General features: G+C 65.6%; 11 protein-coding genes and 1 pseudogene. 2 read left to right on the top strand and 10 right to left on the bottom strand.

Annotated elements, in window-relative coordinates:
• The 4 genes and pseudogenes from AC16DP_RS38995 to AC16DP_RS39010 form a co-directional block, all read right to left on the bottom strand.
• Window positions 1–191 (bottom strand): annotated as a pseudogene (locus AC16DP_RS38995) (IS66 family insertion sequence element accessory protein TnpA); the annotation flags it as partial.
• A gap of 349 nt (window positions 192–540) precedes the next feature.
• Complete coding sequence (locus AC16DP_RS39000; RefSeq protein WP_329728792.1) at window positions 541–1,884, bottom strand: aspartate aminotransferase family protein; 1,344 nt, start codon at window positions 1,882–1,884, stop codon at window positions 541–543.
• Window positions 1,885–1,963: 79 nt separating this feature from the next.
• Window positions 1,964–2,722 (bottom strand): SDR family NAD(P)-dependent oxidoreductase, encoded by a 759-nt coding sequence (locus AC16DP_RS39005; protein WP_329728793.1) that lies wholly within the window; start codon window positions 2,720–2,722, stop codon window positions 1,964–1,966.
• Between the two features lie 6 nt (window positions 2,723–2,728).
• Window positions 2,729–3,490: an SDR family NAD(P)-dependent oxidoreductase gene (locus AC16DP_RS39010; protein ID WP_329728794.1), complete on the bottom strand. Its 762-nt coding sequence runs from the start codon at window positions 3,488–3,490 to the stop codon at window positions 2,729–2,731.
• Window positions 3,491–4,473: 983 nt separating this feature from the next.
• On the opposite strand from AC16DP_RS39010, the gene AC16DP_RS39015 reads away from it, so the two are divergent.
• Both AC16DP_RS39015 and AC16DP_RS39020 read left to right on the top strand, forming a co-directional pair.
• Window positions 4,474–5,121 carry a chloramphenicol phosphotransferase CPT family protein gene (locus tag AC16DP_RS39015; protein ID WP_329728795.1) on the top strand — a complete coding sequence of 216 codons (648 nt, stop codon included), beginning with the start codon at window positions 4,474–4,476 and terminating at the stop codon, window positions 5,119–5,121.
• A 160-nt stretch (window positions 5,122–5,281) separates the two neighbouring features.
• A complete protein-coding gene (locus AC16DP_RS39020) occupies window positions 5,282–7,108 on the top strand; it encodes an ABC transporter ATP-binding protein (protein WP_329728796.1) in 1,827 nt (608 codons plus the stop codon).
• On the opposite strand, the gene AC16DP_RS39025 is transcribed toward AC16DP_RS39020, so the two are convergent.
• The 6 genes from AC16DP_RS39025 to fabD all read right to left on the bottom strand — a co-directional run bounded on the left by AC16DP_RS39025 (window position 7,080) and on the right by fabD (window position 12,676).
• Entirely contained in the window at window positions 7,080–7,562 is a 483-nt protein-coding gene (locus tag AC16DP_RS39025; protein WP_329728797.1) for an adenylyltransferase/cytidyltransferase family protein, read from the bottom strand. The genes AC16DP_RS39020 and AC16DP_RS39025 overlap by 29 nt on opposite strands.
• 27 nt (window positions 7,563–7,589) lie before the next feature.
• The gene (locus tag AC16DP_RS39030; protein WP_329728798.1) at window positions 7,590–8,153 is read right to left on the bottom strand and encodes a peptidylprolyl isomerase; all 564 of its coding nucleotides are present in this window, start codon (window positions 8,151–8,153) and stop codon (window positions 7,590–7,592) included.
• On the bottom strand, window positions 8,150–9,472 hold the full coding sequence (locus AC16DP_RS39035) for an FAD-dependent oxidoreductase (RefSeq protein WP_329728799.1): 1,323 nt from the start codon (window positions 9,470–9,472) through the stop codon (window positions 8,150–8,152). Before AC16DP_RS39035 ends, AC16DP_RS39030 begins: the two co-directional genes overlap by 4 nt.
• Window positions 9,469–10,038 (bottom strand): isochorismatase family protein, encoded by a 570-nt coding sequence (locus AC16DP_RS39040; RefSeq protein ID WP_329728800.1) that lies wholly within the window; start codon window positions 10,036–10,038, stop codon window positions 9,469–9,471. Before AC16DP_RS39040 ends, AC16DP_RS39035 begins: the two co-directional genes overlap by 4 nt.
• A gap of 62 nt (window positions 10,039–10,100) precedes the next feature.
• On the bottom strand, window positions 10,101–11,831 hold the full coding sequence (locus AC16DP_RS39045) for an acyltransferase domain-containing protein (protein ID WP_329728801.1): 1,731 nt from the start codon (window positions 11,829–11,831) through the stop codon (window positions 10,101–10,103).
• Window positions 11,831–12,676, bottom strand: coding sequence for an ACP S-malonyltransferase (gene fabD / locus AC16DP_RS39050; protein ID WP_329728802.1), 846 nt, complete (start codon window positions 12,674–12,676; stop codon window positions 11,831–11,833). Before fabD ends, AC16DP_RS39045 begins: the two co-directional genes overlap by 1 nt.
• Window positions 12,677–12,679: the final 3 nt, after the last annotated feature.

The raw sequence follows: 12,679 nt of genomic DNA on the forward strand, positions 1-12,679 counted from the left end.
TCACGCCTGCGCGTCCAGAAGCGCAGCCTCTCGCGCGGCAACCCGTGCTTGCGCATGAAGGCCGACTGCGTGCCTCCTTCCTCCTCCCACGCTCTCACCACCTCCGCCGCTATCTCCGGTGTCCACCTCGGCCGCCGTGCTGCTTCCAACCACGCTGGCTCCGCCTTCGTCGTCGCTGTGCTCGTCGTCATCGCGCCGCGCACTCTGCGGCTCCTCGAGCACCTGCACTACCTGGGCTGGATCGGACGCTTACACTGCAACTTCGCGACCAGGGCTCTTGCCAGAGTGACAGTCACCTCTCCGCATCGCCCCTCTCCCGTCCCTCACCGGAGACCCTCCGTCCACCGACGAGCGCCCACCTCAGCTACAGAAGATCCCTTTTTCTTCGCTCCATGGACACTACCTCCCGTGTAGCCGACTTACGAGGTATGTCCACAAAAAGCGGCTCAGTCCCAGTGCGGGAGAGTCACAAAGCCGGGGCAGGCTCAGGATCCGTTGATGCAGCGCTCGATGCCCTCGGCCACGACGCACGCATGTCGGTCAGATCAAGCCGTCTTCACGCACGGCCATCAGGGAATCTTGAAACGCGGTGATCAGCGTGTCGACTGCCTGAGGGCTATGCGCAATGGATATGAACATCCCCTTGAGGGCCATCACACCGCGATACATGAGTTGGAGATAGAACTCGCGCTCGGCCACCGCGTTGGGCGCTTCGATGTCGCGCGCGGTGCGCAGTGGCCTGTCTTGGAAATGGATGCTCATGATCGAGCTGGCATTGAGCAGATGAACCGACATTGCCTTCTCCCGGCAAAACGCATTGACCGCGCTGGCGAACCGCTCGCTCTGCTCGCGCAGGTGCGGATAGACTTGGTTTCGGTTCTCCATGAGATAGCGAATGGAGGCCACGGCAGCGGCCATGGACAGGGGGTTTCCCGTGAAGGTTCCGCCCTGGAAGACGCGCTTGGGCGTGTTCCATGCTCCGCCATAGAGGCTCATGATGTCCGCCCGGCCGCACAGGGCGCCAATCGACACGCCGCCTGCAACGGTCTTTCCATAGGTGGCGATGTCCGGAACGAGATCGTAGAACTCCTGGGCCCCGCCCAGTGCGAGCCGGAAGCCGGTTACGACCTCGTCGAAGCCCAAAACGACGTTGCTCTCGCGGCACACATCTCGCAGCTTCTCCAAGAATCCCCTATTGTCCAGACTTGGGGTGGAGTTCTGCACTGGCTGAACCAGCACCAGCGCAAGTTCGGACGCATGTTTGCGAATTAGGCTGAAAGCGGCCTCATCGTGATAGGGGAGCATGAGGGTGAGCTCTTTCAGCGCATCAGGGACACCCGGGCCGAAGAGCGACTTTCCGTTGGGTTCCTTTGGATCCGGGCGGGCGAGCACGTAGTCGTGGTTGCCATGATAGCAACCATCGAAGAGCGCCACCTTGTGACGGCCGGTAAACGCACGGGCAACGCGTATCGCATACATCGTTGCTTCCGAGCCAGTGTTGCAGAGCAGGGTTCGCTCGGCGCAAGGAACAATTTTCTGCACGAGCTGCGCGACCTCCGTGTGCATTTCGTTGCGCATCGCGAAAAGAAATCCGCGCTCGACCTGCTCATGGAGGGCTTTCTGTATGGCGGTATGCCGGTGGCCGAGCACCAGGGCTCCGAATCCCATCACTAGATCGATATAGCGGTTCCCATCTACATCCGTGACATAACAGCCCTCTGTTGACTTGATGACTGTCGGGTGAGGTGTCTCGAACGAGTCGGGGATTTCTCGTGCGAGCACCTCGCAAGCCGCGCGCTGGATCTCGGCGGAGCGCTGGCGCCGCAGGACTAGCTCGGCGCGGACGTGCGTGGCATTCTTCCATTGACGCTGATCGGTGGCCATGAGGCAAGCATGCCACCTGCCGGCATAGCGAGGCAACGGCGATGCGATGACAGAGGCGCTGACCGCCGCGGGTGTCTTGCTACGGGATGTGGATGGTGCGCCCGCCCTCGACGTAGAGCGTCTGTCCTGTGATATAGGATGCTTCATCCGAGGCGAGGAATGCGACCGCGTTGGCGATGTCCTCGGGCACGGCAAGCCGCCGCAGCGGCGTTCGTGCAATCCAATCCTGCTCCAGGGCAGGATTGCCCGCGGGATGCCGTGCGATGTCCGTGTGTGTATATCCCGGACCCACGGCGTTCACGGTGATGCCGTGCGGCCCCAGGTCGCATGCGGCGGAGACGGTGAGCATCCTCACGCCACCCTTGGCGGCGCAGAAAACCGAGGCTCTGCCCTGGATGGCCTCGGCATTGATGGAGGAAATGTTGACGATGCGCCCACGGATCTGGTGCTGGAGCCAGTACTTGGCGGCCGCGCTCCCCAGGAGGAAGGGTGCACGCAACCCTATGCCGATCATCTTGTCGAGGGTGTCCTGGCTAACTTCGAGGAAGTGTTCGTGTTCAGGATTTGCCGCGTTGTAGACAAGGATATGGAACGAGCCAGACTCTTTGACTGCGGTGTCGATGATGCGCTGCGCCGCTCCGTCCGTGCTCATATCGACCACCAGTTCGCTGGCCTTGCGGCCCAGGGCCCTCACCCGCGCGGCGATACGGGCCATGCCTTGCGAATCGAGGTCGACCAGCAACAGGTCCGCACCCTCGTGGGCGAACTTCAAGGCGAGACCCTGACCGATATTGTCCGCCGCACCAATGATGAGGGCTACCTTGTCTTGGAATCGCATGAACGCTCACGCCCAGAGGGTGCGGCCGCCATCGACGAAGATGAGCTGGCCGGTGATGTAGGAGGCTTCATCGGAGGCCAGGAAGGCGACCGTGTTGGCGACGTCGCTGGGCTCACCCACGCGGCCCAGCGGCGTTTTGGAGGCCCAGGCCTTTTCCCGGGTCGGGTCTTGTTGGAACACCTGACTGGTCATCCCTGTGCGCGTAGGGCCGGGACCGACGGCATTGACCGTGATGTTGTGCGGCCCCAGATCATAAGCTGCGGCGCGTGTGAACGCGCGGAGGGCGCCTTTGGTCGCGCAGTACGCGGTCGTGCCCGAGGCCGAAGCTTTTTCGGCGGTGATGCTGGTGATGTTCACGATGCGCCCGGGCTTGTGGTGCTCGACAAGATAGCGTGCAACCTGCTGTGAGAGCAGGAAGGGCGCTTTCAGGTTGGCCTCGAGCATCATGTCCAGGTCTGCGATGGTATAATCAGCGTAAAACCCGGCCGTGGCCATGCCGGCATTGTTGACGAGGATATCGAGGGTGTCGAAGTCCTTGAGCGCCTGGGCGACGATGGCCGTGAGCATGGCCCGGTCGCGAATATCGGCCTGCATGATTGTCGCGCGGCCGCCGGCCTGCTCGATCATGCTGGCGGTTTCCCTGACCCCTGCCCCGTTGATGTCGACGAGGAGGCTGCTGGCGCCCTCCTGGGCAAACTTCAAGGCAACGCCTCTCCCAATGCCGCTCGCGGCCCCTGTGATGATTGCGACCTTATCCTTCAGACGCACCTGGGTGCTCCTTTATCACCGCCAGCTTGGTGTACGGGCGCAGTTTAACGAGTTCTTGCTTCAAGGTGCTGAAGAAATTCCATCACCGCGTCATTCCAGCAGTTACCCCAGCCCTGAACCATCCCCTCATTTCGACGAAGACCAATGACTCAAGGGTTTACAAACCAGGCAGATTGTAAAGCCCCCAATATTTTCGGGCACTTGCGAAAATGAGGGAATACCTCGGACCCTGGCCCGGATGATTCGCTAGGGCAGAGAAGACGGAGGGGTGTTGCGGGCGTAATACCCCGAGTTAGTTTGACTTCCCGGTCCACGGCACATGCGACGCGCCGGACACATCCGGCGATAGCGGAGCGCTGCTACTGCGACAGATGGATGAGCGCCTGGGGCTCACGCAGAAGCTGGCCGCCTGCATTCCAGAAGCACGCGATCCGGCGCGCTTGGTGCACTCCCTGCTGGAGCAGAGGTGCGCCAGCGCGTCTACCAGAATGTCCATCTCGTCCGCCTCCTTGGGTGGCAGCGGACATGCTCATGCCCCTGTCCTCACGTCACGACGGGCTCCGGCGAGTACTTACCCTATGCTCGCCGCGCCCCAGTACGTTGTCCTCGGAGAAATAGCCCGCGTCGGCCGTCACCACCTGGGGCACCCCGCCGCAGTTCTCCACCACCGGAGTCGTCCCCCTTGTCCGCATGCAGCTTGTTCGGGCGGCGGCGTGGAGGGTCTCGCCGTCCCTTGACGGGGGCGATATCGTCCACCAGGGGCAGCGCCTCGGACTGGCGTGCGTGTGGGCGGGAGTTATCGACTCCGCCCGGGGCTGGCCCTGCCTGTCCGTCACCAGGTGGTGTTTGGGCGTCGATGCTTCAATTGCTTGAGAATCTCGATGCGCTGCTGGTAAGGTCAGGATTACTGGCGAAGCATGTTCGCGCCTCCTCTTCAGGACGGCCCGGCCATGCGATCACCCTCCATTTCCAGCGAGGATTCGATGCAATCTGGCAAGCCTCACGTGAGTGGCAACGTCATCGTTCTGAATGGCCCTTCCGTCGCGGGGAAGACGAGCATTCAGAAGAGGCTCCAGGAGTCCTTCGAAGAGCCCCACATGGCGATGGGCATCGACTCGATCCTCGTCGCCATGCTGCCCACGCGCTACTTCATGGGCATGCCTGCCGACCGCGAGCAGGTGCTCTACGGCGTGCCCTCCACGGACGAGAGCGGCTCGCCGCTCTTCACGCTGCGCTTCGGACCCAAGGGACAGCGGGTCGTCGCAGGTATGCACCATGCCATCGCGGCGTTCGCGGAGCAGGGCAACAATGTCATCGTCGACTACATCCTCTATGAGCGCGAGTGGCTCCCCGACTTCGCGAACGCCCTGCGCTCCGTGAACGCCTATTTCGTCGGCGTCCGCATTCCCCTGGAGGTGCTTGAGGAGCGCGAGCGGCAGCGGGCGACGTCCCCCCGGGGGCATGCGCGCAGTCACCACGCGATCGTGCATGCTCACGAGCTTTATGACGTGGAGGTGGACACGTCACGCTCCTCTCCCGAGGAGTGCGCGGCCCAGATCGCCGAGTACGTGCGCACCCACCCCAAACCGACGGCCTTCGAGCAACTGCGAAAGCGGTTCCAGGCCGGCTAGGCTCTGGTTGTATCGCGCTCTGGTTGCGCCCCACGGGGCGGCGATCCCTCACGATCGCGCCCCGGCATGAGCCTTCGCCCACGTCTTACTCCCTTCCATGTCCACCACGCCCTCTGCCCACCCGGCCCTGGTCTCTTCCGCGCCCGGGACAGACTCGTCCTTGCTGCGCCGCATCCTGGACACGGCGAGCCTGATCGTACGCACCAGCCGGTGGCTCCTACTGGCGGTCATCGTCTGCCAGCTCGCGGACGCCCTGAGCTCCGTGGCCATCGCCTATGTGGCCAAGCGGCTGGTCGATGCCGTCGTCACCTCCACGCAGGGAGGGGCCTCGCAGCCCCTGTTCTGGGTCGGGCTTGAGGGGCTGTTCGTCATCCTCCGGGTGCTCTCCACGCACGCGTCGAACTACGTGCAGATCGTCCTGCGTGCGCGCTTCTCGCTCCGGGCGAGCCAGCTCGTGCTCGAGAAGGCGTGCCGGATCGCCTATCCCCATTTCGAGAATCCCGAGTTCGTCAACAAGATCAAGCATGTGCGTCAGGAGGTAGGCCAGCGGGTGATCGATCTGACCATCCAATCCATCACGCTCCTGCGCCACGGGGCCACAGTGATTGGCTACTCGGTCCTGCTCTGGTCCTTTGGCCCGTGGGTCATCGGGGTGATGGTCGCCTCGGCGATTCCCCCGTTCCTGCTCGAGATCTGGTTCGGCCGCACCTCCTTCGAATTGCAGCGCGCCAACATCGAGCGGACCCGCAAGTCCTTCTACCTGGAGTGGCTGCTGACGGCTGAGCAGAACGTCAAGGAGATCAAGCTGCTGGGGTTGGGGCCATGGTTGCTGGAGCGCCACCGGTCCATCAACGAGGGGTATAACAAGGAGGAGGCCTCGCTGGCGGCCGTGCGCGGGCGCCGCGCGGTGTTCTTGTCGTTTATCAGCTACGCGGCGCTCTATGCGACGTATGCCTATATCGTCATCCGGGCGGCCGGGGGAGGCATCTCGCTGGGCAGCATGACGCTCTACCTGATGGTCCTTCAGCAGGGCCAACTCGCGCTCAACAATGCCCTTCTGGCGCTGGCGAAGGCCTACGAACACAACCTCTTCATCGCCCAGCTGTTCGAGTTCCTCGCCATCCCTTCGGAGCAGGAGGCCGAGCACCCGTTCGATCCGGCGGCCCCGGCGCAACAAGCCCCTCCCGAGATCGAATTCCGGGGCGTCTCGTTCCGCTACCCCGGCACTACGCGTGACGCGCTCCACAACGTGAACCTCACGCTGCGCTCGGGCGAGACGCTGGCGCTGATCGGCCCCAACGGCTCGGGCAAGACGACCTTCGTCAAGCTGCTGGCGCGGCTCCACCAGCCCACCTCGGGCGTCATCCTGCTCGATGGCCAGGACATCGCCACGCTGCATCCGGATCAGCTCCGGCACCGGGTTGGCCTCATCTTCCAGGACTTCGTCCGGTACCAGTTCAGCGCGGGCGACAACGTGGGCGTGGGCTGGTTGCCGGCGATCCAGGACCGGGAGGCCATCCGCCAGGCCATTGTGGACGCAGAGGCCTCGCCGGTGGTCGATCGTCTCTCCGCGGGCCTGGACACCCCACTGGGCCCCGCGTTTGGTGGCGTCGATCTATCGGGCGGCCAGTGGCAGCGGCTGGCGCTCGCGCGCGCGTTCATGCATCGCGGCGGAGTGCTCGTGCTCGATGAGCCCACGGCCGCGCTGGATCCCGAGGCGGAGACGGAGATCTTCCAACGCATTCACGACAACAAGGCCAATCGCACCATCGTGCTGATCAGCCACCGGTTGTCCTCGGTGCGCATGGCGGATCAGATCGTCGTCTTCGAGAACGGGCAGATCATCGAGCGCGGCTCGCATTCCGAACTCCTGGCCGACAATGGCCGCTACGCCCGGATGTTCCGGGAGCAGGCGGAGGGCTACCGGCTCGATGAGTCCGAGCCCTCCGCCAAACCGGTCAGCGCGCTTCGCGGCAGCGCTCGATGAGCCGGGTCGTCGACATCGAATCCTCCGGCCGGTCGATGAAGGTGATCTCCCCCACGTGGGGCCGGATGGTGGCGAGGTACTCCGGGTACTTCTGGTACTCCATCCCCTTGGTGAAATGGTGGGGGCGGAGGATGGCCAGTAACTCGTAGAGGACGTTGCCGGCATGGAGGATGACCTCATCCACCGAGGCGAGCGCGTCGACGATGTTCGCGCGCTCCCAGCCGGGGACGATGGGACGGGAAGGACCCTTCAACGCGCGGATGTCCTCGTCCACGCTCACGAGTACGACGAGCACGTCTCCGAGCTGCCGCGACTGCTGCAGGAACCGCACGTGCCCGTAATGCAGCAGATCGAAGCACCCCGAGGTCACCACGAGGCGCTTGCCCCGGGAGTGGATGTCCGCCGCGAGCGCTCGAATCTCGTCCAGCCCCGGGGTGGGAATGTGGATGGCCATGGTGTGTGTCCTCGAGGGGGCGTTGACTCAGGGGGAGGTTTCGCGCCGGAGCTGAACCGACCGCAGGGTGACGGGACGCAGGGGCCGACCCCGCTGGTCCGCGGGCACGCGCGAGATCTCCCTCACGACATCGAGGCCGCTGATGATCCGGCCCAGCACGGTGTGGACGCCATCCAGCCATGGTGCCGCCCGGGCCGTCAGGAAGAACTGGGAGCTGGCGGTGTTCGGACCGCTGTTCGCCATGGACAGGACGCCCTGCTCGCCGTGGTGGCCTCCGAGCTCGTCCACGATGCGGAACCCCGGGCCTCCCATGCCGGTGCCGAGCCGATCCCCGCCCTGGATCATGAAATCCGGCTCCACGCGGTGGAACGTCGTTCCCTGGTAGAAACTCTCGCCGCCCTCGACGATGCGCCGCAAGCGCGGATCGCGGAAGGGTTGTGTCCCTAGCGCGAGCCCCACGAAATTGCGGACGCTCTTGGGGGCGGACTTCTCGTCGAGCTCCACGGTGATGTCGCCTCGCGCGGTCTCGAAGATGGCGAGCAGACGGCCCGAGCCGGGGGCCCGGATCTCGGGATAGAGCGGGGTGATCATGGCATCGTCCTTCCAATTCCCATCACGTTGTTGATGATTCCCAGCTGCCTGGCGGCGGGGAGCACCTGAGCGAAGGGGTAGTTCGCCCCCAGCGCATCCGCCACGAGCAGCCCCGAGCAGACCGCGCTCTCATGACCCGTCAGGGTCGTGTCCATACCGCAGAACCACGCGCGATTCCTGCCCTGGACGGTGCGGAACCGGCGCTTCGTCGCCATGTCTTGAGGACGCAGCTTCGCGTGCTTCCACACCCCCTGGGTGATGATGCGCTCGGGCGCGAGATCCACCTGGGGGTTGATGGTGACGAAGATCGGATCCCGCTTGGGGTCCAGCCCATTCGTCACGGTCACGTTGCGGGTCACCGAGCCCTCGTCGCCGCGGCCAAGCCACGAGTACTCGCAACTGGACCGGCGGTGGGAGAAGTACGGGGACAGCACGGCCGCATCCGTGTGCACGAAGGAGCGCTCCTCGTGGTACTCGATGGCTCCGAGCAGTGCCCGCTCCTCGGCGGAGGCATCCGTGAGGAGCTTGAGCGCGATGTCCGCGTGGGTCCCGAAGACGACCTGATCGAACGTCTGCTCGTGCCCGGCGCTGTCACGCACCCGGACTCCGTCCGCCTCGCGTCGGACCGTCGACACGGGCCGCGCCGTGTGGACCACCTGGATGGAGCGGGCGAGCTTCTCGAGATATCGGCTCAGTCCACCCACCACCTTGCGGTAGTACGGCGCGTGGACGAAGGACAACATGTGCTCCGCGAAGCTCGCCGCCGCGTACGTGAGCGAGAAGTCGAGCAGCGGCGCGCGTGAGCCAGAGAAGGTGCTGAGCATGGGGATCAGCGCCTTCCTCACGAAGTCGGACGAGTACTGGTGGCGCTCGGTGTACTCCCGGATCGTCATGCCCGTGAAGTCCGGGAGGCGGTTCATGACGTCTGTCATCTCCCGCTGGAACCGGTCACACTCGTCCAGTAGGCGGCTCCAGAGGGGGGATTGGAAGCGCACATCGTTCTCCCAGGTCTCTCCCTCCCCGAAGTTGGCGGCGAAGGTGAGCGGGGCGGGGAACGTCTCGCAGCCGGCGATCTTGAGCAGCTCGCAGAAGTTCGGCCAGCTGCGCTCGTTGAAGAGTTCCACCCCCATGTCCACGGCGACGTCCCCCTTGGAGGAAGGGACCATGACCGTGCGGGCGTGCCCGCCCAGCTCGGACCCGGCTTCGATGAGGGTGACGTGGTGCACGCTCGACAGGCGCCAGGCCGCGACGACTCCAGCCGCGCCTCCTCCCACGACGGCGACCCTTCGCCCTGGCTGGGGTTGCTGTTTGTCGTTCATGGTTGGTTCCTGGGGAATGGGTGCGGGTGCTTGACGAAGTCGATGCTCGTTTCCATGTAGATCGGATCCGTCGAACAGGGGATCCACTCGAAGAGGATCATCTCGCGGGTCACGATCGTGGCGCCGCCCTGCCGGATGCGGGGGAGCGACTCGACGTGGTCCTCGCGATCGCGCGCGGCGCAGGCCTCGGCGAGGACATACGCCTCGAAGCCCTTGCTCCGCGCCTCGAGCGAAGTCTGGACAATGGAGATGTGGGTCTCATTGCCAGCGAGGATCAGCTGGTCCCGGCCCGTGGCGCGGATGCGCTCCACGGCCGCCGGGGCGCTCACATACGAGAAGGTCACGATCTCACACGGCGCGGAGCCCCGGGCCAGCCGGAGCACGGGCTCCACTAGGCGGCCCAATCCCTTGTGCTCCATGACGAGCACCGGGACCTCCAGCTTGTTGGCCAGCCCCATTAGCCAGCAGTTGTTCCACAGGAACGACTCGTTGGTGTCGAGGATGGGAAGAATGCCCTCCTGCATGTTGGAGATGACGACCAGGGAGCGATGACGCTGCATGAGCATGTTTCAATGTCCTCCATTTCTAGTTAACACGGATGAACTGAAGCACTCCAGGTGAACCGAGCTCATCGGGCGGACTGGCGGAACTCGGCGGTTGTTTCGATGACCTTGCCCACCGTACGCAAGTCCTGACCGAACGGCGTGAGCGCGGCGATGTGCCGCGGGGCTCCACCGCCGTATTTGAGATAGGTGCTCAACGTCCCCGAGGGGCCGAGATCCACGAACAGCGGCTCCGCGCTCGCGCGGATGGCGTCGCAGGTCTCGCGGAACCGCATGGGCAGACGCGCGGCCTGCCAGAAGTGTTCAGCGTCGAAGCGCGTCACCTGCCCGGCCAGGGCCGAGGAGAAGGTGGGTAGCCTGGGCTCCTCGAAGGAGATGTCGCGCAGGACGTGCAGGAAGTCGGCCCGGGCTCCATCGATCCAGGACGAGTGGAAGGGGTGGGAGACCATGACCGGCTGATAGCGCAATCCGCGCGCTTCCAGTTCCCGTTCCACCAGGGGGAGCGAGTCGGAGCGGAGGGAGACGACGGCGTGCTGGGGGAAGGGGACGCTGGCGATCTCCACGTGGGCTCGCAACACGGGCGAGGCCTCAAGCTCGCTCACGGGCGCCAGGACCGCGAGCATGGTCCCCGCCGGAACGCAGCGGGTGATGACCCGGGCATGCTCGACGACGGCCGTCAGGGCCCGCTCGAGGTCCAGGGCACCGGACACGAGCGCGCAGGTGAATTCGCCCAGGCTGACGCCCAGGAGCACGTCCGGCTCCAGGCCGCGGGCGCGAAGTGCCTCGCAGAGCGCGTACTCGACGAGGAAGATCGCCGGGTGCGTGACGTGGGTGTCGACCAGCGCATCACTCTTGGTCCGGCGCTCGTCATACAGGGCCGCGAGGACCGAGCTGCCCGTGAGCTCGCGGACGCGGCGGTCACACCGCTCGAGCACGTCGCGGAACACGGCGTCGTTGCGCCAGAGCTCCCGCCCCATGTGGAAGTAGTGGGAGCCCTGGCCCGAGAACATGAAGACGACTGGACGGGGCGGCAGATGCGCCGCCGGTGCGCCGGGCCCCGCGGAGGGCTGGCGCGTCTTCCGCCCCTGCTCCCGTGGCGGGCTCTCGAGCCACAGGGTGAGCGGATGGGCCAGCGAGGTGACCCGGTCCCCGTCCACCCAGCTGGTGGCGGCGAACCCGGGGAACGACCGGTAGCGGGCGGTGAGGCCTTCCCCGGTCCGCTCCACCTTTTCGAGACGGAGGGCGTCGAAGCCCGTCATGCGTCCGGTCCGCAGCGCCTTGCCGAGCGCCGCCTTCATCGTCCAGGCAATGCTGCGCGCCGCCGCCGCGTCGGCCTCGAGGACGCGCTGGACGAGCGCCTGCTCCGACGCATCCACGGCCCCGGCCTCCAGCGGTGAGCCCAGCACCTCGACGTCGAGCCCCATGGGGACCGCCCGGGGATGGGCGAGCGCGGTGGCCTGGCCGGCCGCGTGGGAAATGGACACATCGAAGTGTCCGCCACCCCCCCGGGGCAGGGGTTGCCCGAAGGCGCCACGCTCAAGCTCGAAGTCCGTGGGGACCGAGCCTCCCGTGGCGCTCATCAGCGCGGCCTTCGCGGCGACGTGCTCCCACAGGAAGGCCCCGCGCCGGGCCTGCTCGGGCAACGCCTCGAGTCGCCGCCGCTCCGGGGCAGAGAGCCACCCGAGGAACGTCTCCGCCCCGGCCCGGACCGCGGTCATGGCCAGCGAGGAGACCAGCTCCCCCTGGGCGGAGCGGAACCGCAAGGACTCCACCGCGATGTCATCCGCGACGGGCATCAGTTGATGCCTCGTACCTGCCCGACGAGCCCGGTCAGCACCTTGCCGGGTCCCACCTCCACGAACTCCGTCTCCCCCCGGGCGATGAGGTGGCGCACCGAGTCGGTGAAGAGCACGGGACGCACCAGTTGCTCGAGCAGATTGGCCCGCACGCTCCCGGGGTGGTAGGGCTTCGCGTCCACGTTGGCCACGACGTCCAGCCGGCACTCCCCGATGCGCGCCGACTCGAGCGCCCGGGAGAACTCCTGCTGCACCGGCTTCATGTAGCGCGAGTGGAACGCACCGCTCACGCGCAGGGGAACGAAGCGCGCCCCACGGGCCTCGACGATGGGCTGCGCCCGGTCGATCTCGGACTTGGGGCCGGAGATGACGACCTGCCTGGGCGCGTTGTCGTTGGCCAGATCAATGGCATCCAGGCCCGCGTCCTGGATGGCCGTGCGCACGCTGGCCGAGTCGAGCCCGAGCACGGCGGCCATGCCTCCGCCGCGCTGCTGGCTCATGAGTTCGCCCCGCTTCTTCACCAGCTGCACGCCCGTGCGGAAGTCGAAGGCGCCCGCGGCGAAGAGGGCGTTGTACTCCCCCAGGCTGTGGCCGATGACCGCCCGCGGGTACTGCCTGCGGCGGACGATCTCCTCGATGTAGAAGAGCACGTTGACGACGAACAGCGCCGGCTGCGTGTACTCCGTCTGTTGCAGGAGCCCCTTGGGGTCTGTCTTGCAAAGCTCCTCCACGGAGTAGCCGAGGATCTCATCCGCCGCGGCCGTGTATTCGGGGTAGCGCGAGAAGAGCTCTCCCGCCATGCCCCGCGTCTGCGCGCCCTGTCCAGGAAACATGAACACAGCCATGGG

Source organism: Archangium sp. (assembly GCF_057119385.1).

Coding starts and splice junctions, on each gene's coding strand:
- AC16DP_RS39000 (WP_329728792.1), bottom strand. CDS start 1,884: ATGGCCACCGATCAGCGTCAATGGAAGAATGCCACGCACGTCCGCGCC.
- AC16DP_RS39005 (WP_329728793.1), bottom strand. CDS start 2,722: ATGCGATTCCAAGACAAGGTAGCCCTCATCATTGGTGCGGCGGACAAT.
- AC16DP_RS39015 (WP_329728795.1), top strand. CDS start 4,474: ATGCAATCTGGCAAGCCTCACGTGAGTGGCAACGTCATCGTTCTGAAT.
- AC16DP_RS39025 (WP_329728797.1), bottom strand. CDS start 7,562: ATGGCCATCCACATTCCCACCCCGGGGCTGGACGAGATTCGAGCGCTC.
- AC16DP_RS39030 (WP_329728798.1), bottom strand. CDS start 8,153: ATGATCACCCCGCTCTATCCCGAGATCCGGGCCCCCGGCTCGGGCCGT.
- AC16DP_RS39035 (WP_329728799.1), bottom strand. CDS start 9,472: ATGAACGACAAACAGCAACCCCAGCCAGGGCGAAGGGTCGCCGTCGTG.
- AC16DP_RS39040 (WP_329728800.1), bottom strand. CDS start 10,038: ATGCTCATGCAGCGTCATCGCTCCCTGGTCGTCATCTCCAACATGCAG.
- AC16DP_RS39045 (WP_329728801.1), bottom strand. CDS start 11,831: ATGCCCGTCGCGGATGACATCGCGGTGGAGTCCTTGCGGTTCCGCTCC.
- fabD (WP_329728802.1), bottom strand. CDS start 12,676: ATGGCTGTGTTCATGTTTCCTGGACAGGGCGCGCAGACGCGGGGCATG.